This window comes from Ureibacillus galli (genome assembly GCF_014836845.1).
GTDB classification, from domain to species: Bacteria; Bacillota; Bacilli; order Bacillales_A; family Planococcaceae; genus Ureibacillus; species Ureibacillus galli.
The window spans coordinates 1-25,924 of the sequence record NZ_JACSQA010000007.1 but is presented as its reverse complement, the minus strand read 5'-3'; the positions used below and the strand labels follow the sequence as shown (position 1 = coordinate 25,924).

Here is a 25,924-nt window from a genome sequence, read left to right as displayed (position 1 = left end):
GTGTAGATCATAGTGGTTCATAATCGTGCAACGTTTGAGAAATTATTGAAAAATTATCCCGATTTATTTCACATAGAGGAAATAGAAGATGCATTAAATTTATACGACCTTGCTATAGGTGGGAGTGTTCATGCAATTCTGGAGATTTCTAATATCTATCGTCATATAGAACAATTTAGTAGTTCAATCCATTGGTTAAATGAAGCAGCCAATTTAGGGGACTTACAAGCGATGTATGAGCTGGGAAATTGTTATTTTGAAGGATTAGGGGTGGAAGAAAATGTTCAGAAGGCATTCGAATATTATAAAAAAGCAGCTGAAGAAGGACACGCTGATGCTGCGAATAATTTAGCTGACATGTATTTGAACGGTGAAGGGGTTTCCGTGAACGAAAAAGAAGCTTTACACTGGTTTAAATTTGCTGCATCAAATCATGTAGTAGAAGCAATGTATACGCTTGGTATTATGTATGAGCAAGGGATTGGTGTAAAGGTAGATGAGGAAAGTGCCTTTCAATATTATGTAAAATCTGCTGATGGTGGTTATGAGGAAGCACAATATCGAGTAGGGTCAATATTTTTAGACGGATTACTTGGACAAGAAAAGGATGTGCCTCAAGCTTTACAATGGTTTGAACGAGCTGCCAAATCCCACCATATCGATTCCATTTATAATCTCGGCTTTTTATATGAAAATGGAATGGGAGTACCGAGGAATGGTAAAAAGGCACTTTATTATTATAAAAGAGCAGCGCTGCTTGGAGATTACCAAGCGAAATTAAATATCGCAAGTATTTATGAATTAGGTTTAGATGTTCCGAAGGATAAAAAAGAAGCGACTAAATGGCGTAAAGCGGCAATGCATCAAATGGATATTTCGGAGTAAATAGAATAATGGAAAGGGATTTCTTTTTTGAACGGTCTTTATTTATCTAATGGGTTAAGGCAGTTCATTGAAAGAAATCTCTTTTTTGTATAGCAGACAATTTGTTCGTCCATCTTTGTTGTGCTAAATTTGTAGAGGAACTAAAACGTATGTAAAGATAAAGTTACTAATATAAATATTTTGAACGGTTAGGGAGTTGGCATGATGAAAACAGTTGTTGTAGTTGGAGGAGGAATAACAGGGTTATGTACGATGCACTATTTAATCCGCCAAGCTAAAGAAGGTGAATCGGTACGTTACATTCTAGCTGAGAAAAATCCCTATTTAGGTGGCAAAATGCATAGTGTTGAGGAAAAAGGATTCATTATGGAAACAGGGGCAGATTCCATTGTTGCGCGGCATCCAAGTGTGCTTGAACTCATTTCCGATTTAGACTTTGAATCAGAGCTAGTATATAACGAAACGGGAGTATCTTATATTCATACAAATAATGAATTACACGCCATACCAGCAGGATCTACCTTTGGAATTCCGATGAGTATTGAATCGTTAAAGGCAAGTACGTTAATTTCTGAAGAAGGAAAAAAACGCGTTTTAGAAGATAGTGAAATCCCCAATACAAGTTTCACAAAAGAAAGCTCCATTGGGGAGTTTTTAGAGTACTTTTTAGGAAAAGAAATTGTTGAGAAGCAAATTGCTCCTGTATTAGCTGGTGTTTATTCGGGAGATTTATATCAATTATCCCTTGCTTCCACATTGCCCTATTTAGTGGATTATAAAAATGAATACGGCAGTATAATGAAAGGATTTGAAGCCCATAGAGAACAATTTGAAAAAGCGGCGAATAAAAAGTTTATCTCTTTCAAAAATGGGTTGTCCTCTCTTATCAATCGATTAGAAGAGATGCTTCCACAAGTGGAATTTTATAAAAATACAGAAACGACAAGTGTATTGAAAAACGATAACGGATATGAAGTGGTATTTTCAAATGGTGAGATAATTCAAGCGGATGTCGTTGTATTAGCCGTACCGAATACAGTTGTAAAAAATGTGTTAAATGATCAAGAACTTGATGGACAACTAGAGAAGTTTACAAATGGTTCAGCTATTACAATGTATTTAGGATTTGATATTCCAGATTCAGTTCTCCCTGCAGATGGCACTGGATTTATCGTATCCCATAATAGTGATTTAGTTTGTAATGCTTCTACTTGGACAAGTCGTAAATGGAAACATACATCAAAGAACGGTCAATTACTCGTTCGACTTTTCTATAAAAATAATAATCCGAGATATGAAGAGTTAGCTTCTATGTCAGAAGAAGAGCTAACAAAAGTTGCATTAGAAGATGTCAAACTAAGCTTAAATATTGAAGAGCAACCAGTTGTGGTGAATATTAAAAAGTGGATTAACCAAATGCCGAAATATGATATTGCCCATAATGAAGCTTTGCAAGTCGTTGTAAATGAATTAAATCGAAAGTATCCAAATCTGTTTATCGCGGGATGCTCCTATTTTGGTGTAGGAATTGGTGCGTGTATTGAAAACGGGAAAAAGACAGCGAAAAAAGTGTTAGAAGTTTTATAATCAATGAATGGTTAAAAACGTATTGACGAAACCCTTTTTTCAAGATATTATACAATCTAATATTAAAAATTTTTAAATAATTTCTTATCAAGAGAAGCAGAGGGACTGGCCCAATGAAGCTTCAGCAACCAACTTTCAAGTAAGGTGCTAAATCCAGCAGGCGAAAAGCCGGAAGATAAGGAGGAAAATCATTGGATTATTAGCCTTCTTTTCATAAAGAAGGCTTTTTATTTTATATAAATAAACTGAAATTTTTGAAAGTAATAGGTGGGGGTTGAGAAAAAATGGGACTACTTGAAGCGTTAAAGTCAAAGGTGTTAACCGCTGATGGAGCGATGGGGACACTTTTATATTCCTATGGTCTTGATAATTGTCATGAAGAAATGAATATTATTAGACCGGATGTGATTGAAAAAATTCATGGTGAATATATTGCAGCAGGTGCGGATGTTATTCAAACAAATACATATGGTGCCAATGCCATTAAACTAGCACGGTACGGACTAGAATCGAAAGTGGTAGAAATCAATGAGGCTGCCATTGCCCTAGCAAAAAAGGCAGCCAATGGCGGACAATTTGTCATCGGTTCAATCGGAGGGATTCGCGGTGTAAGAAAAAGCGATACAACCCTTGAAGAAATTTTAACGGCAATTCGTGAACAAGCGACTGTATTAATTGATGGTCAAATTGATGGTTTATTACTAGAGACATATTATGACTTCAAGGAACTTTCGGAAACAATCAAAATGCTTCGTTCCATCACCAATATGCCAATTATTGCCCAAGTCTCAATGCATGATCCTGGCGTTTTACAAAATGGTTTGAAATTAAATGTAGCCTTACAACAATTAGAAAAGATAGGAGCGGATATCGTCGGGGTAAATTGTCGATTAGGCCCCCATCACACGATTCAAGCCTTTGAAGGTGTAGAACTTCCAGAGAGGGCATTTTTATCCGCCTATCCCAATGCTTCATTGCTAGCTATCGAAGAAGGGAAAGTAATTTACGAATCGGAAGCGGATTATTTTGCTCGAGCAGCAGTGCAACTACGCAACCAAGGTGTCCGTTTAATTGGCGGTTGTTGTGGTACGACACCAAAACATATTGAAGCGGCGAAAAAGCTGCTAGTAAACTTAAACCCAATCATTACGAAAGAAGCAAAGCCGTTTCAAGAAATCGTCATTCAAGAGGCGGAACCGAGAAATGCAGAACCGTTACATGAAAAGGTAAAGCGTGAACGGTCGGTCATTGTTGAACTTGATACACCGAGACATTTGGAAATCAATACTTTTGTGGAAGGGGCCAAGGCGCTCTATAACGAAGGGGCGGATATCATTATGATGGCCGATAATTCTTTAGCATCTCCTCGTGTTAGTAATATCGCAATGGGCTCTATATTAAAATTGCAACACGATATCCGAGTTATGCCACACATTACTTGTCGTGACCGCAACTTAATTGGATTACAATCCCACTTAATGGGACTAAATGCTGTTGGCCTACACGATGTTTTAGCGGTGACAGGGGATCCAACAAAGGTTGGGGATTTCCCGGGTGCTACTAGCGTCTATGATGTTTCATCCATGGAGTTAATCTCTCTAATAAAACAATTAAATGAAGGCATCTCCTTCTCTGGTAAAGTGTTGCGTAAAAAAGCGAATTTTTCCGTCGCAGCCGCCTTTAACCCAAATGTCCGGGTATTGGATAGAGCAGTTAGTAGGCTTGAGAAAAAAATCGAACACGGAGCAGATTATTTTATTTCTCAACCGGTCTATTCAAAGGAAAAAATTGAGGAAATTTACGAAGCAACGAAACATTTGGATACTCCTATTTATATTGGAATTATGCCTTTAACAAGTTTTAGAAGCGCGGAATTTTTACACCATGAAGTGCCGGGAATTAAATTATCAGATGAAGTATTAGAAAGAATGAAAGCTTGTGAAGGTGATAAAGTTCTAGAAGCTAAAGAAGGGGTAGCAATTGCTAGGGAATTACTTGATACAGCGGTTAGTCGTTTTAATGGAATTTATTTAATCACGCCATTTTTACGCTACGATTTAACAATCCAATTAATGCAATATATCAAACAACTTGATGAGCAAAACAAAGGAGTAAAAGTAAATGCTTAACCATCTGATTGAGGAACAATTGCAAAAACGAATATTAATTATCGATGGTGCAATGGGAACGATGTTACAACGAGAAAACTTATCAGCTGAAGACTTTGGTGGGGAAGCTTTAGAAGGTTGTAATGAAAATTTAGTTCTAACAAGGCCTGACGTCGTAAAAAATATTCATCTAGGTTATTTAAAAGCAGGTGCAGATATTATTTGTACAAATACATTTGGGGGAACGCCGCTTGTTTTAAACGAATACGGACTTGGTGAAAAGGCAGAAGAAATCAATAAACGAGCAGTTGAATTAGCGCTAGAAGCAGTTGAAGCATATTCTACTCCCGAATGGCCACGTTTTGTTGCGGGCGCGATTGGGCCGACTACGAAAACCCTTTCGGTAACAGGCGGCATTACTTTTGATGAACTTTCGGAAAACTTTTATGTGCAAGCGAAAGCATTAATTGAAGCTGGGTGCCATTTACTTTTACTTGAAACAAGTCAAGATATGTTAAATGTAAAAGCTGCTTCTTTAGGAATCAATCAGGCATTTCGAGAAACGGAGAAAGAACTCCCGATTATGATATCAGCTACGATTGAGCCAATGGGTACAACATTAGCGGGTCAAACAATTGAAGCCTTTTATATTTCCATTGAACATATTAAACCTCTTTCAATCGGTTTAAACTGTGCGACAGGTCCGGAGTTTATGACAGATCATATTCGTTCATTAGCAGATTTATCAACAAGTTATATTAGTTGCTACCCTAATGCTGGGTTGCCTGATGAGGAAGGTCATTATCATGAGACCCCTGAATCGTTATCGATAAAACTTCGAGGCTTTGCAGAAAAGGGATGGCTTAATTTAGTTGGTGGTTGTTGTGGTACTACTCCCGACCATATTCAAGCGATTCGCACAGCGGTTGAAGGATATGAGCCACGTCCATTACCTAATAAAACCCATGGTCATGTTGTATCAGGTATTGAATCACTCCAATATGACGATTCTATGCGCCCGCTGTTTATCGGTGAGAGAACGAATGTCATCGGTTCTCGTAAATTTAAACGATTAATTATTGAAGGGAAATTTGAGGAAGCTGCTGAAATTGCCCGTGCACAGGTGAAAAATGGTGCCCATGTAATTGATGTTTGTTTAGCGAATCCAGACCGCGATGAACTAGAAGATATGCGTAATTTTATGGAAGAGGTTGTAAAAAAGGTAAAGGTCCCGTTAGTGATCGACTCCACAGATGAACACGTAATAGAAGAAGCTTTGAAATATTCCCAAGGGAAAGCCATTATTAACTCGATTAACTTGGAAGACGGGGAAGAACGTTTCGACGCCGTCATGCCAATTGTGAAAAAATATGGTGCATCAGTTGTTGTCGGAACGATTGATGAAAAGGGGATGGCAGTCGATCGCCATCGTAAATTAGAAGTGGCCGCTCGTTCCTATCAATTATTAACTGAAAAATGGGGGCTTGCTCCTGAAGATATTATTTTTGACCCGTTAGTATTCCCAGTCGGTACAGGTGATGAACAATATATTGGTGCTGCTGAGGAAACAATAGAAGGAATCCGCTTAATAAAAGAAAACTATCCTAATACATTAACAGTATTAGGGGTAAGTAACGTATCCTTTGGGTTACCTCCAGTAGGACGAGAAGTATTAAATGCAGTGTTTTTATATCATTGTACGCAAGCCGGTTTAGACTACGCCATTGTAAACACGGAAAAATTAGAACGTTACGCATCGATACCAGAAGAGGAAATTAAATTAGCTAACGATTTAATTTTCCATACAAACGATGAAACATTGGCGGTATTTACAGACTTTTATCGAGATAAGAAAAAGGAAAAGTCTGAGGCAAATATTCCGGACACGGTGGAGGAACGACTTGCTTATTACATCATTGAGGGAACTAAGGAAGGGTTAATTCCCGATTTAGAAGAAGCGAGGAAAATTTTTAATACCCCGTTAGATATTATTAACGGACCATTAATGGCAGGGATGGCAGAGGTAGGTCGTCTATTTAATGATAACCAACTAATCGTTGCGGAAGTATTACAAAGTGCAGGTGTAATGAAAGCAGCTGTAGCCCACCTAGAACAGTATATGGAGAAAAATGAAGATAGCTCAGGAAAAGGGAAAGTCGTTTTAGCAACGGTAAAAGGGGATGTTCACGATATTGGTAAAAATTTGGTGGACATTATTTTAAGTAACAACGGCTATAAAGTGGTGGACCTCGGGATTAAAGTGACACCGGCGGAATTAATTGAAGCGATTAGAAGGGAAAATCCTGATTTTGTAGGGCTTTCTGGGTTGCTTGTAAAATCTGCTCAACAAATGGTGTTAACAGCACAAGACTTTAAAGAAGCGGGTATTAATGTACCGATTTTAGTTGGTGGAGCTGCATTATCGAAACGTTTTACGGAAACGAAAATTGCTGCCCAATATGATGGACCAGTCATTTATTCGAAGGATGCTATGCAAGGATTGGATCATGCGAACCGTTTAATGGATGTGCATGAGCGGGAATCGTTTATTCAAGAACTTCAACAATCCCGTGAAAAAAGACTTCTTGCTGATGAAAAACGAGCAGCTCGTCCCCAAGTAACCGTGATGGAAAAGCCTGTTCGAACAGTTCGGGATGCTCCAGTTTATATACCGAAGGATTTAGTGCAACATATTAAACGAAACTATTCAGTAGCCCATTTACACCCATATGTGAATATGCGTACTTTAATAGGGCATCATTTAGGGCTAAAGGGAAATGTGGAAAAACTTTTAGCTGAAAAGGATGAAAGGGCGACCGAACTCCATGAATTAGTAAATGATTATTTACGTTCTGATTTATTAACACCATCAGGTATGTATCAATTTTTCCCTGCCCAGGCAGATGGAGATGATGTGGTCATTTATAGCCCGGAAGATCATAATCATGAAATTGAACGATTCCATTTTCCGCGTCAGAAAGAAGCACCATTCCTATGCTTAGCCGACTTTTTGAAAACGGTAGAAAGCGGCGAGATGGATTATGTCGCATTAATGGTTGTAACGGCAGGTCATGGCGTGAAAAATGTGGCAGACGAATTAAAGAAAGATGGTAAATTTTTAGAAAGTCATGCTCTTCTTGCAACGGCATTAGAGTTGGCAGAAGGTTTTGCGGAAAGGATTCATCAAGAAATACGTGACGTTTGGGGCTTCCCCGATGCAACTGATTTTACAATGCGAGAACGTTTTGCAGCAAAATATCAAGGTCAACGTTTTTCCTTTGGCTATCCTGCATGTCCAAACCTAGAAGACCAAGAGAAGTTATTTAAACTATTGAAGCCGGAACAAATTGGTGTTCAATTAACGGAAGGTTACATGATGGAGCCAGAAGCAAGTGTTTCTGCAATTGTGTTTGCCCACCCAGATGCTCGCTATTTTAATGTATAAATGTAATAGTTGATCTGGTTAAAGTTATCCTAAATGGTATATTTAGGATAACTTTTTCCTATTTAGTACCATGTCATATGACATTTGTAATCAGTTATATATGATGTTTGCTTCTGTTAAGAATAGTCCTCTTTTTTTAAAATAGTTGTAGATATTAAAAGAGGAAGAGGGTATTTCATTGGCTAAGACGGATGCTGAAAAAACAAAGCAATTACGTAAAGAAGTAGCGCCTTTTGCGAAGTCTGAAACAAAAACGAGTATTTTTCAGATAATCAACACAATTGTTCCCCTACTTGTTATTTGGGGTGCTGGTTATTACTTATTACAATTTTCGCCTTGGTTCACTGTAGCTTGTAGTATTGTTGCCGCTGGTTTTGTTGTTCGAACGTTTATCATTTTCCACGATTGTACACACGGTTCATTTTTTAAAAGTAAAAAAGCGAATGATTTAGTTGGAAATATAACGGGGATACTAACATCTTTTCCTTATGAAAAATGGAAAAGGGAACATACGATTCACCATGCGACGAGTTCTAATCTAGATAAGCGCGGAATTGGTGATATCGATATGTTAACAGTGGATGAGTATTTAGAGAAGTCTAAGCTTGGTCGTTTTGCATACCGATTATATCGTAATCCTCTCGTTATGTTCGGGTTAGGTCCTTTATATATGGTGTTAGTGTTAAATCGCGTTAATCGAAAAGACGCAAAGAAAAAAGAACGTATGAACACACACTTTGCGAATGCCGTATTATTAATTCTTTGTGCAACGCTTATACTCGTGTTTGGTTGGCAAACGTTTTTATTAGTGCATGGTCTTACTTTATTTATTGCTGGATCCCTCGGCATTTGGTTATTTTACATTCAACATACTTACGAAGATTCGTATTTTGAATACAATTCCGAATGGGATTATGTCAAAGCAGCAGTGGATGGTAGTTCCTATTATAAATTACCAAAAGTTTTACAATGGGTGACTGGAAATATTGGGTTCCATCATGTCCATCATTTGGCACCACGGGTACCGAATTATCATTTAGAGGCAGCCCATGAATCCATTCCGCCACTTCAACAGGCGACAACGATTACGCTGAAAAGAAGTCTTGAATCTATTCGTTATAAATTATATGATCCAAAAAATAAAAAGTTTGTTTCATTTAAAGAAGTAGATGAAACGGCAAGAGTGAAAAATAAATCGGTTCAAGCATAGGGGAAAACGGTTGGAGATGCATTGGGGTTATTATTTATGAGTAAAATAAAGGTGTGAAATTTGCGGTGTTGGTCTTATAGAGCAACACCGTGATTTTGTTATAATGATAATAAAACCAAACCGATAGTAAAGATTCGAAACTATAAGAAGTGTGAGGAATGTCATGCACAGCTGGTATACAATTTTACCGAAAAATCCATGGATCAGTATTTATGTATGGATTATTTTTTGTATTTTGCCCTTTTATTTCATTATTAAGTCTTTTTCCTTTGTTCAAATAAACATAGGGGTCATTTTAATTTTGCTTTATTTCTTATCCCACCGATTTTCTTTTAATGCTAAAAATGGCTTAGTTTATATGTGGGTTAGTTTTGAAATGGTATTAAATATTGCCATGACATTAATGTTTGGTTATGTGTATTTATCATTATTTACCGCTTTTTTCATCGGAAATATTCGTAATCCGGTTGGTTTTTACATTATGTATGGTTTACATATTGGCTTTACGATTTTATCGATTGTGGCTGGGTACTTTATTGATTTAAATTTATTTTTATCTCAAACACCTTTTATCATTATTACAGTTGTAGGGGTCGTCCTATTGCCCTTCACATTATATAGCCGAAACAAACGGGAGAAATTGCAAGGTCAACTTGAAACAGCTAACGAGCGTATTGCGGAATTAATTATTCACGAGGAGCGTCAACGGATTGCCCGTGACCTTCATGATACACTAGGACAAAAACTTTCTATGATTGGTTTAAAAAGTGATTTAGCTAGTCGTCTTGTGACGAAAAACCCAGAACAAGCTATTCAAGAAATTAAAGATATACGCCATACAGCAAGTATAGCGTTGAAAGAAGTTAGAGAACTTGTATCTGATATGCGGGCAACGAAACTTCATGAAGAGATCGTTAGGGTAGAAGAAATTTTAAAAGCAGCAGAAATTGACTATGAAATAAGTGGAGATAGTAATGAATTACAACTTCCTGTTTTAGTCGAAAGTGTGTTAAGTATGTGTTTAAAAGAGGCAGTTACGAATGTAGTGAAACATAGTAATGCAAAAAAATGTACAATAAAAATAGAAAAAAATCATAACGAAGTTTTATTAACAATCTATGATAACGGGAAAGGTTTTAACGAAAAGTTAAATTTAGCTGGAAATGGGTTAAGGGGTATGCAAGAACGTTTGGAATTTATTAATGGGACGGTTACTTTTGAAAATCGAGAGGGTACGAAAGTTTTAATTAGTGTACCGCTAACGATTACCCATCAGAAAGGGAGTGAATGACATGATTCGTATTGTAATTGCTGAAGATCAAGGGATGTTACTTGGAGCGATGAATTCGTTACTAAATTTAGAAGATGATATGGAAGTAGTCGGGCTGGCTAAAAACGGTGAAGAAGCAATTGAATTAGTCCATAATTTAAAACCGGATATTTGCATAATGGATATTGAAATGCCTGTCAAAACAGGTTTAGATGCTGCGGAAGAATTACGGGAAAATACAAATTGCAAAATTATTATTTTAACTACATTTGCTAGACCGGGTTATTTTGAGCGGGCAAGAAAAGCTGGTGTCCGTGGATACTTATTGAAGGATAGTCCGATTGAAGAGTTAGTTCACTCGATAAGGGTAATTATGGACGGACGTCGTATTTATGCACCTGAACTAGTAGATTTTGTTTATGAAGATGAAAGTGAAAACCCGTTAACAGAAAGGGAAAGCCAAGTGTTAGAACTAGTGGCAAAAGGAAAGACAACGAAGGAAATTGCTGCTGAGTTGTACCTTTCTGCTGGTACGGTTCGAAATTACATCTCTACGATATTAGATAAACTTGGGGTAGGAAATCGTATTGAAGCCATCTCTAGATTTAAAGAAAAGGGATGGAATAAATAAAAAAGTGGAGGGCGCTCGGCCATCTTGGAGTGACATAACTACAGATAGTAGGTAAGCTGTAGGAGATAGTCAAGGAGATAGCTACTAGCGCCTGCCCGCCTTTTTTGAGATAACTTAATCTTCCGGGTATTGTGCTGTATAATATTCCTGACCTTCTTCATCTTCTATGATTCTATCTCCAACTTTTCTAAAGACTAATGATAGCCCGTTATCGGCTGTAATATAATATTTATCACCTTTTGTTGTTATTTCAGCATTTTTAAAGGTTATTTCTACTTCGTCCCCAGTACTTTCAGAGGATTTTGAAATGATATCATCTAAACTTGTTTTTTCTCTCTCCTGCTTATTGTAACTTCCTAAAATAATAATTTCGTTATCGATTAATGATCCAATCGTTTGGTTTTGGCGGTTGGTGAATAGATTTTCTTCGAAGTCACTCTTGTCTGCTTTAAATTCTCCTTTGTTTGTCTCCTGCACATCCGAACAGCCATATACAAAAAGGAATACTAGGAAAGAAAGGGTAAGAAAACGAAATTTCTTTAACATTTAAAATACCTCCCTTTAGATGATTAGCTTAATATACGATTCAATAGTGATTTGGTTTCTTTATTTTTGAATATTTTCCATTTTATAGTATTTAATAGGTGTAATAACCGAACTGAGTGCAATAGAAAAAGGCAAACCTGTCATTAGGTTTGCCTTTTTTAGTGGTTATTTTGATTTTTTCGTTAAACGACCTAATACAAATGCAGCTGCGGCGACGCCTAAAACTGTATTTGTTTTTTTCGTAAATACTTGTTTTGTTACAAGGTTTAAGTTTTGAGGGCGTTCAGCTAAACGGCGCATGAAGTATCCATACCAGTCACTGCCGAAAGGTACATAAGTACAGAAATTATATCCTTCTTTCACTAGATCTAATTGCATTTCTTTTCGGAAACCGTAAAGCATTTGGAATTCAAATTTATCCTTTGAAATGTTGTGATCTTTTACAAATTGTTTTACATGATTGATAACATTATGGTCATGTGTTGCAATTGATGTAAATTTACCATTTAGTAAATGATATTCAATTAATTCGATAAAGTTTAAATCGATATCGTGTTTTTCTTGGTAAGCTACATCCGCAGGTTCTTTATAAGCACCTTTTACAATGCGTAAACGATAGTTTTTATATTTTTCAATGTTTTCTTGTGCATTGAAGAAATAGGCTTGGATTACAGTACCAACATTATCGTAAGTTTCAGATATTTTATCTAACAAATCAAATGAAGGTTGAAGACGTGCGTAATTTTCCATATCAAAGTTTACGTGCATATTATACTCAGCAGCTTTTCCAACGATCTCCATTAAGTTATCGTAACAAAAGTCGTAATCGATATCTAAACCAAGCTGAGATGGTTTTAAGGAAATATGAGCATCTACGCCATTTTCATGAATTGCTTCAATAACTGCTAAAATTTGCTCTTTTGCTTTTGTTGCTTCAGATTTTTCGTATACGAATTCACCAAGGTTGTCCACAGTACAAGAGATTCCGTGGGCATTTAATTCTTTCATACTTTCAATAACTTCAGGAATGTTTGTACCAGCTACAACACTTTGTGCTCCTAGCTTTAATCCGTATTTTTGAGCGGCGCTATTCAAAAATTGATTTTCAGATAAATTAATGAAAAAGTCACGTAATATTGGCATAATTGTAACCTCATTTCTATTTTTTGAATAATTATAACATAGTTAAAATTAATATTATTGAATTGGGAATAATAAAAAAATTGCGAATTATTATTGTGATATTGAATTTTTAATAATTTGCATTCGTTCATTAAATAAAGTAGGGTAACTTAAAAAACCAATTAAAATACTAGATATAGCTGCTGTTGTTAATAAAGCAAATATAATTAAAAGTTGAAATTGAACTGCCTGCACAGGGTCAGCTCCACCAATAATTTGACCGCTCATCATTCCAGGTAATTGCACAAGTCCGATTGTTTTCTGACTTTCAATTGTCGGAATCATACTTGCTCTAATGGCGTTGGTCAATTGAGTGTGTATGGCTTGTTTCGGAGTACCTCCAAGAGATAAAATGAGTTCCATTTCATCTCGACTAGCTTCAATTTCAGCAGTAAATCGATTCAAAAATAAAATAGATAAAACCATCGAATTCCCAATTAACATTCCGCTTATTGGGATAATGTATTGGGCTGTGGCTGGAACGATGTGAAATCCTAATAGTATCCCTTGCGTAATAACCTCAATAACGATTAGCGTAAAAGCGACTTTCCACGTAATTCCCTTTATAGCTTTCCCTTTTTTTCTAGCATTTAACGTGGCAGTTCCAATCATGAGTGTAATCATGAGTAAAATATAAATGATATGTTCTGAGTCAAAGACAAACTTCAAGACGTAACCTACGGCAAGCAATTGAATAATGGAACGAATTGTTGCAATGACTGTATCCTTTTCTAGATTTAGCTTTAAAGTTTTGGAAAGAAGTAGTGGAATGAGTACAAAAATTAAAGTTAAAGATAATGTTGTATAAGTCATTATTGTTGTACCCCACTAACGAACTGTTGGATTTTCCCGTTCGTTGATGAACTTAAAATCTTACTTTCTCCCGTTTCTAACAATTGACCTTCCATCATAATCCAAGTATAGTGTCCTATTCGTTTTGCTTGCTCAATATTATGGGTAATCCAAATGATCGTAACACCAAATTTTTGATTAATGTTAAGAATAAGTTGTTCAATTTCGTAAACAGAAGTTGGATCGAGAGCGGATGTAATCTCATCTAATAAAAGGATTTTCGGCCGATTTAGTAAAGAACGGGCAATGGAAACTTTTTGTTTCTGACCACCTGATAAATCTTCAGCCTGCCGCTGTAAGAAAGTATGGTCTAATCCGACGTCTTCTAAAAATGAAATGGCATCGCTTTCTAGTAGGCTTTTATGTTGTAACGTATAAGGCAATGAAAGATTATGAAAAACGGTACCTCTTATAATAGGTGCGCTTTGAAGAGCAATACCTACACTTTTTCGAAGGGTCGTCGGTTCATAGAAATGAACTGGCTTATTTTCTATCAATATATCTCCAGTAGTAGGGGAGAGGAGCCCGTTGCACATTTTTAAAAGGGTAGATTTTCCAGCACCCGATGGTCCCACCAAGGTAGTAATTTTTCCTTTATAAAATTCCCCATTAATATTATTTAAAATGGATAAATGATCAATTTCGTAACAAACATTATGAAATGAAATAGCAACTTCGTTTAATGAAATCATTTTTTTCTCCTATATGTAAAATCTATCTATATTATACCGACAAATTTTAAGTAAACAAATAGTCGTCGGAACACAAAAAAACTAACTCGTAAGATTTGGGGGCACGAGTTAGTTTAATAATATATGATAACTAGCTTGTTAAGGGGAACAAGTCTAGTAATCTACAATGGAGAAAAGAACAACATTCGAGATTATTTCTGATCTAATTTAACAGAGATGACGGCAATAACTAGCTTTTATGTTACTATATGTAACATGTTAATGGATAAAATCGAAAAAATCAAGTTATTTTCAACTAAATATGTAAGGAAATATAACGTTGAAAGGATGTCATGTTTCCTTTTATGCTATTAAAATAAAAATGATAACGTTATCATTTTAATTTTCCCTTTTAAATAAATACTGTTTATTTAAAAGTTTGATTTGGTGTGTTAGGAAAAATAACATATAATAATATAATCTAGATAAAAAATAAGATGAATCAATAACTCGTTTTTTGTTAAATAGTGTATACTATGACTAATTATGAAACTGGAAGAAGGGGCATCATATGAAATCGAATTATGCTGATGACAGCTTAACTTTACACACGGATCTTTACCAAATAAATATGGCAGAAAGCTATTGGGCAGATGGTATCCATAATCGTAAGTCAGTTTTTGAACTATATTTTAGAAAACTACCTTTCGGCAATGGCTATGCTGTATTTGCAGGGTTGGAACGAATCTTAGAGTATTTAAGGAATTTCCGTTTTTCGGAAACTGACATCGCATATTTATCTGAGGAATTAGGATATAAAGAGGATTTTATCGAATACTTAAAAAATATTCGTTTTACTGGTTCTGTTTATTCGATGAAAGAAGGCGAATTAGTTTTTGCCAATGAGCCAATTATAAGAATTGAAGCTCCCCTTGTGGAGGCCCAATTAATCGAAACGGCATTATTGAATATTGTCAATTATCAAACGTTAATTGCTACAAAGGCGAGTCGCATTAAGCAAATTATAAAAGATGAATCGGCAGCGGAATTTGGTTCTCGCAGAGCGCAAGAAATGGATGCGGCAATTTGGGGGGCTAGGGCCGCTATTATAGGTGGATTTGATTCTACTTCTAATGTCCGTGCAGGGAAATTATTTAATATTCCTGTTTCAGGAACTCATGCCCATGCAATGGTACAAGCTTATAAAAGTGAGTATGATGCATTCCATTCTTATGCGAAACGCCATAAAGATTGTGTGTTTTTAGTAGATACGTATAACACTTTAAAATCAGGAGTTCCGAATGCAATTCGAGTTGCTAAAGAGTTAGGAGATAAAATTAACTTTATCGGAATTCGACTAGATAGTGGGGATATTGCCTTCTTATCGAAAGAAGCTAGAAAAATGCTAGACGAAGCAGGTTTCCCTAAGGCAAAAATTATTGTCTCAAATGATTTAGATGAATATACAATTTTAAATTTAAAGGCTCAAGGGGCAAAAGTAGATTCTTGGGGCATTGGTACAAAATTAATTACTGCTTATGATCAACCTGCCTTAGGCGCTGTATATAAATTAGTTTCCATTGAAAATGAAGATGGCGTTATGGAAGATACGATTAAAATCACAGCTAATGCAGAAAAAGTATCTACTCCTGGGTTGAAAAAAGTTTATCGTATTATTAACCGTGTTAATGGAAAAGCAGAAGGTGATTATATTACGATGGCGGATGAAAATCCCCATGAAGAAGAACGGATTAAAATGTTCCACCCGGTGCATACGTTCATCTCGAAATTTGTTACAAATTTCGAAGCGAAAGATCTACATGAAAAAGTGATAGATGACGGGGAAATTGTTTACGAAAGCCCTTCTGTGAAAGAGATGCAACAATACGCTTCCGAAAATTTAGAATTGATATGGGATGAATACAAACGTTCATTAAACCCGGAAGAATATCCAGTTGATTTAAGTCAAAAGTGTTGGGACAACAAGATGAGAAATATTCAAGAAGTTCGTAACATGATTCATGATAGTGAAATTCGCTAAAAGGAGTGTTGTTTTGTGGAAGACTTGCAAAAACGAATTATTGAAGAGTTAAAAGTATTACCTGAAATTAACCCTCATGAGGAGGTTCGGAAATCGGTGGACTTTCTTAAAGAATATGCAAAAAAACATTCCTTTTTGAAAGGATTTGTTATTGCTGTTAGTGGTGGGCAAGACTCGACGTTAACGGGAAAGCTTATACAATTAGCTGTCAATGAGTTAAACGAAGAAGTCGGAGAACAAAAATACTCTACTTTCGCCGTACGTCTTCCATACGGTGTTCAAGCGGATGAAGAAGATTGCCAAGATGCCATCGAGTTTATTCAACCGACTAAAGTACTTACGATAAATATTAAAAAAGCGGTTGATGCAAGTGTCAGCTCATTAGAAGAAGCTGGCGTTGTTTTAAGTGACTTTGCGAAAGGGAATGAAAAAGCCCGTGAACGAATGAAAGTGCAATATTCCATTGCAGCAATGAATAACGCGGTTGTTGTAGGTACTGATCACGCTGCCGAAGCGGTAACTGGATTTTATACGAAATATGGTGACGGTGGAGTCGACTTAACACCCATTTTCCGTTTAAATAAACGTCAAGGGAAGCAAATATTAGCCTATTTAGGTTGCCCGGAACATTTATATTTAAAAACGCCTACAGCTGATTTGGAAGAAGATAGACCAGCTTTACCGGATGAAACAGCTTTAGGGGTTACTTATGAAGTGATTGATGATTATTTAGAAGGAAAAGAAGTATCTGACGCGTCTAAAAAGATTATTGAAGGTCACTACATTCGTTCTCAACATAAGCGTCATTTGCCAATTACGATTTTTGATGATTTCTGGAAGTGAGTTTCTAAATAGAGAAGTAACTGGCTTCTAGCGTTTTGCTATTTGCTTTTCGATCTAAATAAAAAGTCTCTGTCTAATGTATGAAGAGTATGAAAGGTGTGGGATGATGAGAACTTCCCGGGTTCAATCGACTCCGAGTGCTATTTTTCGAAATTCAAGGCAGTATTTACAATCTGGTGAGCAGTTTTATCGTTTAATGGAAGATGGCGGCTACCATCCGTTCGATCGTCAGAGTGGGCACCGAAAAAGAAAGAAACAAAAAGAACAAACGAATGGTGTTCAAAAAAGAGTGTTGAAGAAAACTTCGAAAAAATTAATCGTTAAAGGGGTACATTTTGATACGGATTCTATTGCATCTGTACAAAATAGCCTATTAAAATGCTCCGCTACGATTAACTCAAATTACAATAAAGTTTCTCGAATTCAAACTTACCGAACTTCGATATAAAATTTAAATCGTACAAATGGTTTCTCAAAATTTATTTTGGGGGACCTTTTTTATTTTTAGGAATAAAATCAAAAGTTTACAATATTTTGTATATTTTTGTAAAAAAATAGGCATATTCAATACTGTTAAGTTGTATTCCTTATAACTTATCGTATATGCTTAAAGATATTATGTGTAAATTCTGACTATTGAATTAGGAGGCTTAGCGTATGCATGGGCAAGTAGAAGCGATCATTGAAAATATAGAAAAAGTAATGATTGGAAAACGTGAAGTAGCTGAATTGAGTATCGTTGCACTACTCTCAGGGGGGCATGTATTACTGGAAGATGTACCGGGCGTAGGGAAAACGATGATGGTTAAAGCGCTAGCCAAATCTGTAAGTGCGGATTTTAAACGAATTCAATTTACTCCTGATTTATTACCTTCTGACGTAATTGGTGTTTCCATCTATAATCCAAAATCTCTTCAATTTGAATTCCGCCCAGGACCTATTATGGGAAATATTATTTTAGCAGATGAAATTAATCGAACTTCTCCCAAAACGCAATCAGCACTCCTTGAAAGCATGGAAGAAGCTTCCGTTACAATTGATGGAGAAACGTTGCAAATAAAAAAGCCGTTTTTTGTCATGGCTACACAAAACCCGATAGAGTATGAAGGGACGTATCCTTTACCGGAAGCGCAGCTTGACCGTTTCCTATTGAAAATTCAAATGGGTTACCCAACTGCCCAAGAAGAAGTAGAAGTGCTCCGTCGTACGGCCAACTCTGAACCGATTGCCCATCTTACTCCTGTTATTACATTAGAGGAACTTCTTGCGTTGCAAGAGGAGGTAAGAAATGTTTATGTGGAAGATTCGGTAAAAAGCTATATTGTTCAATTGGCACGAGCGACAAGAAACGTTAGCGAAATTTATTTAGGGGTTAGTCCTCGTGCTTCCGTTGCACTAATGAAAGCTTCTCAAGCTTATGCAAAAATACAAGATCGAGATTATGTAAAACCGGATGATGTTCAATATTTAGCACCTTTTGTCTTTGGTCATCGCATTATTTTGAAACCTGAAGCAAGATATGAGGGTGTGACGACTGAAGGGGTTATTCAGCGAATTGTTGATAAATCGGTTATCCCTATTCAAAGGTATGCAGAACGATGAAAAGGTTGAAAAGATTTTTAAATGGCGGTGGTCGTTTTATTATCATCCTATTGCTAGCTGTTGCATCATTTAGTTATGCGATGTTTCAAGGTGGCTTTGTTAGTTGGTTTGTTTTTTATTCGATTACACCATTTATTCTTTACTCAGTACTACTAACTTTTATTCCGATTCGTATTGAAGAAGTTCATCGTGAAATAAAACCTGCCAAACTCCGCCGCGGGGATTCTGCCCTTGTTACTGTAAGTTTTCGAAACAAAACGTGGCTTCCTTTAATTTTTATGACGGTAAAGGAATTAGGGATTGACAATCATAAAGTGAAATTACAAAAGAAATTAGGTCGGATCTTTTTTGTCGGTTGGAAACGGAAGTTTGAATGGACTTATGAACTGAACGATTTGGAGCGGGGTAAAATTCAATTTAAAGGCCTGCACTTTACGATTGCTGATTTTTTTGGATGGTCTATACGTCGTAAAGTGATTGAAGAAAATACATCGATAGTCGTTTTGCCTCGGGTAGTTGAAGTGAAATATAAACCACTGCAAATGCAATTTGAAAATGGTGGAGTCGTTTCACCTTATTCAATGATGAAGGATACTTCCCTTGTGACGGGGATTCGCGATTATCAATCGGGGGACAAGTATTCTTGGATACATTGGAAATCCTTTGCAAAGAATGAAACGTTGCGTACGAAGGAGTTTGAGGATCGCCAAACACAAGATTTATTTCTTGCGATTGATCAAACGTCAGTTAAGAATTTTGAATATACGGTCGATTTAGCCGCTTCTATTTTACAAAGCGTCGTCCATCATCATGGTGAAATTTCCTTTTTATCAACTGGTAAAAAACGTCGGTATTTTCCTAATCTTAAATCGCAAAACCAGTTAGAGGAAGTTATGCAGCATCTGGCAGAAATTGAGCCCGACACGAAACAATCCATCGAAGGGGTACTTGCAAATGAGATAGGATTGCTTAATTCGGCTTCTTTAATATTAATTACTGGAGAGTTTACAGACCATTTAAAGAGTTTTGTTGTGAATAGTTCAAAATTTGCCTGCAATATAATTTGCTTTGTTGTAACAGATAAGAGCGGTCGCTTCGCGGAATCTCGTATGAGCTTTGCGAATGCAAAAATTATTAATATATCAAAAGATCGGTTTGAACATGTATTCACGGAGGTGGTAAAGCCGTGAAAAAGAACTCTTTTAAATTAGTAGAATTAGCCCTTTATTATATTGTTATATTTTTTATTTTACGAGAATGGCTCATCCCGATTATGGAATTAACGAAAACGGGCTTTATGGGGTTAATTTTATTATTTGTAGCTATTTCCCTTCTTCTTAGTTTATTTCGAATTCATTTTCTCGTTTCATGGTTTGTAAAAATCGCTTATATATCTTGGTTTATCACATTCGTTTATGGCGGAGTCTTCCTTTTTTCTAGAGATGGATTGTATTTTATCGTCAATGATTTGCAAGTGAATTTTGCTGCTCTTCTACAAGGAGATTGGCTTAGTATTACGAATCCGTTTCGAACGTTTTTATTTTTCGTTTTAATTTGGATGTTAGTTTATTTAATTCATCATTGGATTACGGTTCGAATGTCCATCTTTTATTTTTTAATATTGACGGTGTTTTTCATTGCGACGTTGGATACTTTTACGGAGTATGATGGTTCCTTTGCGATTGTAAAAGTAATGTTGCTTGGATTAATGATCACGTCGCTTCTATTTTTGAAACGTTTAGTAACCCAATCCAATAGTGAAGTAAATTTAATCAAATATGTAAAACTAATGACCCCTGTTGCCTTATTAGTGGGGATAATAAGTGTCGTCGCTATTTTATTGCCAAAATCACCTCCCCAATGGCCAGACCCTGTTCCATTTATTCAATCCGCAACAGGTCAAGGGGAAGGGTTAGAAGGAGATGGTAATGGAGTCTCGAAGGTAGGATATGGTGAAAACGATAGTCGATTAGGTGGCTCCTTTGTTGCTGATGATACGGTCGTGTTCTTGGCGGAGTCAGAGACGAAACAATATTGGCGTGTTGAAACGAAGGATGTTTATACATCTAAAGGGTGGGAACAGTCGAATTATTTTGATGGAGAAGTATTGAGTTTCGCACCAGATGAGACAATCCAACATTCTCTTCCAGTTGGACCGGAAGAAAATACAAATACGGCAACTGTTCAAGTGTTATATCCGTATAACTTCATTATCCAACCTTATGGAATGAAATCAGTTGGTATTGATGTGCCCAACTTTGAAAATCAGACTGTTGAATTGATGATGGATAGAAGCACAGAAAAAATGCAAATGTTAGTAAATCAGGGTGTAGTCCAATTAAATGAATTTACCGTTCAATATAGTAAACCGGTTCATCTTTACAGTGAGCTACAAAACCCTACAGAACAAATTGATGCTTCCATTACAGAGCGATATTTGCAATTACCTGAAACCCTTCCAAACAGGGTGAGAGAGCTGGCTGCTGAAATAGTGGAAGGAAGGGAAACACCATATGATCAAGCAAGAGCCATTGAGTTGTACTTTAGACAAAATGGATTTCGATATGATACGCAAGATGTGGCAATTCCATCAGAGGAACAAGATTATGTTGATCAGTTTTTATTTGAAACGAAGGTAGGATATTGTGATAACTTTTCAACAGCTATGGTCGTGCTACTACGATCGGTTGGAATTCCGGCAAGGTGGGTAAAAGGATTTGCTGGAGGAGACGTAGTTGATAACAACGGTTCGTTGAGTACTTACGAAATTACGAATAATCACGCACACTCATGGGTAGAAGCATACATTCCAAATGTAGGGTGGGTAAACTTTGAACCGACCATTGGATTTAATAATACACGTTCAATCGACTTTGATGTAGAAACGGAAACAGATGACGCACAACAAGATGAATTAATAGCTGAAGAAGAAACAGAGCCTACTGAGGAAATGAAAGAAGAAAAAGAAGAACAACAACAAACCACATCTCAAGAAGATGCGTCAAATGTAAATAATGCTTTCAATCAAATGAAGCTAATTCTAATTGCTGCGATTGTACTCTTCGTGATTGGAGTGACTCTGCTGTATAAATTGCGCGGTAGATGGTGGCCAAAAGTATATGTGAAATTACAGCGACAGAAAAAAATTGATGAGTCTTCCTTTGAATCATTTTATTTAAATTTGTTAAAACTTTTAGAGATGAAAGGGTTCAAAAGGAAAGATGGTCAAACCTTAGAGTCTTATGCAAAAGATGTGGATAGCTATTATGGGACGAACCATATGTCGAACATAACGAAAGCTTACGAACAATTTATTTATGCGAAAAATTCTACTAACATCGACTTTAGTAAAATGAAAGAAAGTTGGGAATATTTAATCAATCGCACTACTAGTTGATTTTAGATGATACAAAGGGTAGAATTTAGAAAAAATAATGATAGGCTGCCTTCATATAGGTCCGATAATACGGTTCGGATGTTTCTACTAAGTTACCTTAAATAACTTATCTATGAGGGCGGGTATAGTTATGTCTATCTATACCCGCCTTTTGTATTAAACAATGAACGCGTCAGAAAGAATTCTTTTTGAACGCGTTTTTTTTACAAAAATTAGGCGCCTTCAAATATTTAGAAGAGGTGTAAAAGCGTGACTACTCCGTTGTTAAAAGAACAAGAAAAAATTGTTGTACTTGATTTTGGAAGCCAATTTAACCAATTAATCACTCGTCGAATTCGTGAGTTCGGTGTTTTCTCAGAATTACATCCCCATACAATTACTGCTGAAGAAATTAAAGAAATGAACGCAGCAGGTATTATTTTCTCTGGTGGGCCAAATTCTGTTTATGATGAAAAAGCTTTTAAAGTAGATGAAGCTATTTTCGATTTAGGATTACCGATTTTAGGTATTTGCTACGGAATGCAATTAATGTCTTACGCTTTAGGTGGAAAAGTGGAAGGTGCTGACCACCGTGAATATGGTAAAGCGGAAATTAAAATTACGGCTGACAATAAATTATTTGGTGACCTTCCGAAAGAACAAGTTGTTTGGATGAGTCATGGTGATTTAGTTACAGAAGTACCTGCAGGTTTTGAAGTCATTGCAACAAGTGCATCATGTCCGATTTCTGCAATGCAAAATGTTGAACGTGGGTTCTATGCGGTACAATTCCATCCAGAAGTACGTCACTCTGTGTATGGTAACGATATTTTACGCCAATTCGTATTCGATATTTGTCATGCGAAAGGCGATTGGTCAATGGCTAACTTTATCGAATTAGAAATGAAAAAAATTCGTGAAAAAGTAGGGGACAAGCAAGTTCTTTGTGCATTATCAGGTGGGGTGGACTCTTCTGTAGTAGCGGTATTAATTCATAAAGCAATCGGTGACCAATTAACATGTATGTTTGTTGATCATAACTTGAACCGTAAAGGTGAAGTAGAGCAAGTGATGAAAACTTTCACAGAAGATTTCGATATGAAAGTAATCAAAATCGATGCTCGTGAACGTTTCATGAATAAATTAAAAGGTGTATCTGATCCGGAGAAAAAACGTAAAATTATCGGGAACGAATTCATTTACGTATTCGATGAAGAGTCTTCAAAGTTAAAGGATATGGACTTCTTAGCTCAAGGTACTCTTTATACAGATATTATCGAGTCAGGTACAACGACTGCTCAAACAATTAAATCTCACCACAATGTTGGTGGTCTTCCTGAAGATATGCGATTTGAGTTAATCGAACCATTAAATACATTATTTAAAGACGAAGTTCGTGCTTTAGGTTTAGAACTAGGTTTACCTGAAGAAATCGTATGGCGTCAACCATTCCCAGGTCCTGGTCTAGGAATCCGTGTACTTGGGGAAGTAACAGAAGAAAAATTGGAAATTGTTCGTGAAGCAGACTATATTCTTCGTGAGGAAATTAAAAAAGCAGGTCTTGACCGTGATATTTGGCAATACTTCGCTGTTCTTCCCGACATCCGTTCGGTAGGAGTTATGGGCGATGCACGTACTTATGATTACGCAGTAGGTATCCGTGCGGTAACTTCTATCGACGGAATGACTTCTGACTGGGCACGTATCCCATGGGATGTACTAGAGAAAATCTCTGTACGCATCGTCAACGAAGTAAAACACGTAAACCGCGTGCTGTATGATATTACATCTAAGCCACCAGCAACGATTGAGTGGGAATAATTCGAAAAAAGAGAGAGCCTAATCATTTAGGTTCTCTTTTTATTTTAAAATAATACATAAGATAATCTAGTGAAATATCGATTTTTCGAACGAATTACGAACTTTAATCTAAAAATATATAAAAATGTTCGTAAAAATGGTTGAAATTCATAAAATGAGATGATATATTACAGAAGTAAATTAAATATTTCGTCGTATAATGTCGAGGATATGGCTCGTGAGTTTCTACCAAGCTACCTTAAATAGCTTGACTACGATTTGATATAAAAGAGAATGCTATTTTTATATAGTTTTTTCTAATGAATCGTAGACATGCAACTCTAAAAAGGTGCGTGTCTTTTATTTTGCGAAAAAAGGATTATATTTATTTCTTTAACGCATAATTAAACACATGTATGAAGTTGTATAAATCAATGACATTACAGACGAGTAATTCGGAGGAAAAAATGAAAAAGTATTTCCAATTTGATGAACTAGGTACTTCATATGGTCGTGAAATATTAGGAGGTTTTACTACTTTCCTTGCAATGGCTTATATATTAGTAGTAAATCCTTTAACTTTAACTTTAAGTGACGTGAAAGATCTTCCAGATGCTCTTCGTATGGATTATGGGGCAGTATTTGTTGCAACTGCAGTATCAGCTGCAATTGGCTGTTTCGTAATGGGGATTTTAGCGAGATATCCTTTAGCACTAGCACCAGGACTTGGGCTTAACGCGTTCTTTGCTTACACAGTAATATTAACAAACGGTAGTCCATGGCAACATGCTTTAGCGGCAGTATTTATTTCAGGGGTATTCTTCTTAATATTAACGTTAACAGGCTTACGTGAAAAATTAATTAATGCCATTCCGATGCAATTGAAATTAGCAGTAGGTGCTGGAATTGGTTTGTTTGTTGCTTTTATTGGTTTCAAAAAAGCTGGGATTATCGTAAGTAATCCGAATACATTAATCGGCCTTGGGAATTTACATGATTCAACAGTTTTACTAGCGATATTTGGTATTATCGTTACTGTCATCTTAATGGTTCTTGGACTTAAAGGTGGCGTATTCTATGGTATGGTCATTACAGCTGTTGTCGGAATGATATTTGGACTTGTGGATTTACCAGAGAAAGTATTATCCGCTCCACCTAGTATTTCAACAACATTTGGGTCATTGTTCAGTGCATTTTCTGATCCAGAGTTTTATACATTATCAATGCTTTCGGTCATTTTGACATTCTTATTTGTAGATTTCTTTGATAACGCCGGTACGCTTATGGCAGTGGCAAACCAAGCTGGCTTTGTAAAAGACAACCGTTTACCACGTGCGGGCAAAGCGTTAATTTCCGATTCTATCGCAACAATTGCTGGTTCAATTTTTGGTACTTCAACAGTAACATCATATGTTGAATCATCTTCAGGAGTAGCTGCTGGTGCTCGAACTGGTTTTGCTTCGATTGTAACGGGGATTCTATTCTTACTAGCATTATTCTTCTCACCAGTATTATCGGTCGTAACGAGTGCTGTTACCGCCCCGGCACTTATCATTGTTGGTGTATTAATGGTTTCTTCATTAGGGCAAATTGATTGGAACCGTTTTGAATTAGCAGTACCAGCTTTCCTTACGATGATTATGATGCCTTTAACCGGTTCCATTGCAACTGGTATCGCGGTAGGTTTCATTTTTTATCCATTAACAATGGTTGTAAAAGGTAGAGCTAAAGAAGTTAGTCTCATCATGTATATATTTGCTATAATTTTCTTAGCATATCTTATAACTTTATAATAAGTAGAGGCTGGGACATAACTAGCTTCAAATAGTGAGAAAGGTGAATTTGAGGAAACTCAAATTCACCTTTTTCTTTTTT

19 protein-coding genes and 3 riboswitches are annotated in these 25,924 nt (G+C 36.3%); of the genes, 15 read left to right on the top strand and 4 right to left on the bottom strand.

Going from position 1 to position 25,924, the window contains the following annotated elements; genetic code table 11:
- Window positions 1-12: 12 nt before the first annotated feature.
- The 7 genes from H9636_RS06820 (at window position 13) to H9636_RS06790 (ending at window position 11,136) form a co-directional block, all read left to right on the top strand.
- Window positions 13-885 carry a tetratricopeptide repeat protein gene (locus tag H9636_RS06820; protein WP_191706877.1) on the top strand — a complete coding sequence of 291 codons (873 nt, stop codon included), beginning with the start codon at window positions 13-15 and terminating at the stop codon, window positions 883-885.
- 204 nt (window positions 886-1,089) lie between these two features.
- Window positions 1,090-2,472 (top strand): protoporphyrinogen oxidase, encoded by a 1,383-nt coding sequence (hemG, locus tag H9636_RS06815; RefSeq protein ID WP_191706876.1) that lies wholly within the window; start codon window positions 1,090-1,092, stop codon window positions 2,470-2,472.
- Between the two features lie 81 nt (window positions 2,473-2,553).
- Window positions 2,554-2,654, top strand: a riboswitch (SAM riboswitch).
- A gap of 102 nt (window positions 2,655-2,756) precedes the next feature.
- The gene (locus tag H9636_RS06810; RefSeq protein ID WP_191706875.1) at window positions 2,757-4,601 is read left to right on the top strand and encodes a bifunctional homocysteine S-methyltransferase/methylenetetrahydrofolate reductase; all 1,845 of its coding nucleotides are present in this window, start codon (window positions 2,757-2,759) and stop codon (window positions 4,599-4,601) included.
- Window positions 4,594-8,025: a methionine synthase gene (metH, locus tag H9636_RS06805; RefSeq protein ID WP_191706874.1), complete on the top strand. Its 3,432-nt coding sequence runs from the start codon at window positions 4,594-4,596 to the stop codon at window positions 8,023-8,025. Before H9636_RS06810 ends, metH begins: the two co-directional genes overlap by 8 nt.
- Window positions 8,026-8,203: 178 nt before the next feature.
- On the top strand, window positions 8,204-9,235 hold the full coding sequence (locus H9636_RS06800) for a fatty acid desaturase (RefSeq protein ID WP_191706873.1): 1,032 nt from the start codon (window positions 8,204-8,206) through the stop codon (window positions 9,233-9,235).
- A gap of 163 nt (window positions 9,236-9,398) precedes the next feature.
- Window positions 9,399-10,526, top strand: a complete 1,128-nt coding sequence (locus tag H9636_RS06795) for a sensor histidine kinase (protein WP_191706872.1) — start codon at window positions 9,399-9,401, stop codon at window positions 10,524-10,526.
- 1 nt (window position 10,527) lies between these two features.
- Window positions 10,528-11,136, top strand: coding sequence for a response regulator transcription factor (locus tag H9636_RS06790; protein WP_191706871.1), 609 nt, complete (start codon window positions 10,528-10,530; stop codon window positions 11,134-11,136).
- 114 nt (window positions 11,137-11,250) lie between these two features.
- On the opposite strand, the gene H9636_RS06785 is transcribed toward H9636_RS06790, so the two are convergent.
- The 4 genes from H9636_RS06785 to H9636_RS06770 form a co-directional block, all read right to left on the bottom strand.
- Window positions 11,251-11,682 carry a hypothetical protein gene (locus tag H9636_RS06785; RefSeq protein ID WP_191706870.1) on the bottom strand — a complete coding sequence of 144 codons (432 nt, stop codon included), beginning with the start codon at window positions 11,680-11,682 and terminating at the stop codon, window positions 11,251-11,253.
- 165 nt (window positions 11,683-11,847) lie between these two features.
- Window positions 11,848-12,825 (bottom strand): proline dehydrogenase family protein, encoded by a 978-nt coding sequence (locus H9636_RS06780; RefSeq protein WP_191706869.1) that lies wholly within the window; start codon window positions 12,823-12,825, stop codon window positions 11,848-11,850.
- 90 nt (window positions 12,826-12,915) lie between these two features.
- Entirely contained in the window at window positions 12,916-13,677 is a 762-nt protein-coding gene (locus H9636_RS06775) for an ABC transporter permease (protein ID WP_191706868.1), read from the bottom strand.
- Window positions 13,677-14,408: an ABC transporter ATP-binding protein gene (locus tag H9636_RS06770; RefSeq protein ID WP_191706867.1), complete on the bottom strand. Its 732-nt coding sequence runs from the start codon at window positions 14,406-14,408 to the stop codon at window positions 13,677-13,679. The genes H9636_RS06775 and H9636_RS06770 overlap by 1 nt, the downstream gene beginning before the upstream one ends.
- A gap of 550 nt (window positions 14,409-14,958) precedes the next feature.
- Here H9636_RS06770 and H9636_RS06765 point away from each other — a divergent pair.
- From H9636_RS06765 to H9636_RS06730, 8 genes are all read left to right on the top strand, one after another.
- Complete coding sequence (locus tag H9636_RS06765) at window positions 14,959-16,428, top strand: nicotinate phosphoribosyltransferase (protein WP_191706866.1); 1,470 nt, start codon at window positions 14,959-14,961, stop codon at window positions 16,426-16,428.
- A 15-nt stretch (window positions 16,429-16,443) separates the two neighbouring features.
- The gene (gene nadE, locus H9636_RS06760; RefSeq protein WP_191706865.1) at window positions 16,444-17,271 is read left to right on the top strand and encodes an ammonia-dependent NAD(+) synthetase; all 828 of its coding nucleotides are present in this window, start codon (window positions 16,444-16,446) and stop codon (window positions 17,269-17,271) included.
- Window positions 17,272-17,377: 106 nt separating this feature from the next.
- Window positions 17,378-17,719, top strand: coding sequence for a hypothetical protein (locus H9636_RS06755; RefSeq protein ID WP_191706864.1), 342 nt, complete (start codon window positions 17,378-17,380; stop codon window positions 17,717-17,719).
- A 209-nt stretch (window positions 17,720-17,928) separates the two neighbouring features.
- Window positions 17,929-18,873, top strand: a complete 945-nt coding sequence (locus tag H9636_RS06750) for an AAA family ATPase (protein ID WP_191706863.1) — start codon at window positions 17,929-17,931, stop codon at window positions 18,871-18,873.
- Window positions 18,870-20,063: a DUF58 domain-containing protein gene (locus H9636_RS06745; protein ID WP_191706862.1), complete on the top strand. Its 1,194-nt coding sequence runs from the start codon at window positions 18,870-18,872 to the stop codon at window positions 20,061-20,063. Before H9636_RS06750 ends, H9636_RS06745 begins: the two co-directional genes overlap by 4 nt.
- Window positions 20,060-22,270: a transglutaminase family protein gene (locus H9636_RS06740; protein ID WP_191706861.1), complete on the top strand. Its 2,211-nt coding sequence runs from the start codon at window positions 20,060-20,062 to the stop codon at window positions 22,268-22,270. Before H9636_RS06745 ends, H9636_RS06740 begins: the two co-directional genes overlap by 4 nt.
- Window positions 22,271-22,301: 31 nt before the next feature.
- A riboswitch (purine riboswitch) is annotated at window positions 22,302-22,403 on the top strand.
- A 116-nt stretch (window positions 22,404-22,519) separates the two neighbouring features.
- The gene (gene guaA / locus H9636_RS06735) at window positions 22,520-24,070 is read left to right on the top strand and encodes a glutamine-hydrolyzing GMP synthase (RefSeq protein ID WP_318241003.1); all 1,551 of its coding nucleotides are present in this window, start codon (window positions 22,520-22,522) and stop codon (window positions 24,068-24,070) included.
- A 172-nt stretch (window positions 24,071-24,242) separates the two neighbouring features.
- A riboswitch (purine riboswitch) is annotated at window positions 24,243-24,344 on the top strand.
- 172 nt (window positions 24,345-24,516) lie between these two features.
- A complete protein-coding gene (locus H9636_RS06730) occupies window positions 24,517-25,842 on the top strand; it encodes an NCS2 family permease (RefSeq protein ID WP_191706860.1) in 1,326 nt (441 codons plus the stop codon).
- Window positions 25,843-25,924 lie beyond the last annotated feature (82 nt).

Coding starts and splice junctions, on each gene's coding strand:
- H9636_RS06770 (WP_191706867.1), bottom strand. CDS start 14,408: ATGATTTCATTAAACGAAGTTGCTATTTCATTTCATAATGTTTGTTAC.
- H9636_RS06790 (WP_191706871.1), top strand. CDS start 10,528: ATGATTCGTATTGTAATTGCTGAAGATCAAGGGATGTTACTTGGAGCG.
- hemG (WP_191706876.1), top strand. CDS start 1,090: ATGAAAACAGTTGTTGTAGTTGGAGGAGGAATAACAGGGTTATGTACG.
- H9636_RS06785 (WP_191706870.1), bottom strand. CDS start 11,682: ATGTTAAAGAAATTTCGTTTTCTTACCCTTTCTTTCCTAGTATTCCTT.
- H9636_RS06795 (WP_191706872.1), top strand. CDS start 9,399: ATGCACAGCTGGTATACAATTTTACCGAAAAATCCATGGATCAGTATT.
- H9636_RS06810 (WP_191706875.1), top strand. CDS start 2,757: ATGGGACTACTTGAAGCGTTAAAGTCAAAGGTGTTAACCGCTGATGGA.
- H9636_RS06780 (WP_191706869.1), bottom strand. CDS start 12,825: ATGCCAATATTACGTGACTTTTTCATTAATTTATCTGAAAATCAATTT.
- H9636_RS06745 (WP_191706862.1), top strand. CDS start 18,870: ATGAAAAGGTTGAAAAGATTTTTAAATGGCGGTGGTCGTTTTATTATC.
- H9636_RS06775 (WP_191706868.1), bottom strand. CDS start 13,677: ATGACTTATACAACATTATCTTTAACTTTAATTTTTGTACTCATTCCA.
- H9636_RS06750 (WP_191706863.1), top strand. CDS start 17,929: ATGCATGGGCAAGTAGAAGCGATCATTGAAAATATAGAAAAAGTAATG.
- metH (WP_191706874.1), top strand. CDS start 4,594: ATGCTTAACCATCTGATTGAGGAACAATTGCAAAAACGAATATTAATT.
- H9636_RS06765 (WP_191706866.1), top strand. CDS start 14,959: ATGAAATCGAATTATGCTGATGACAGCTTAACTTTACACACGGATCTT.
- H9636_RS06755 (WP_191706864.1), top strand. CDS start 17,378: ATGAGAACTTCCCGGGTTCAATCGACTCCGAGTGCTATTTTTCGAAAT.
- H9636_RS06730 (WP_191706860.1), top strand. CDS start 24,517: ATGAAAAAGTATTTCCAATTTGATGAACTAGGTACTTCATATGGTCGT.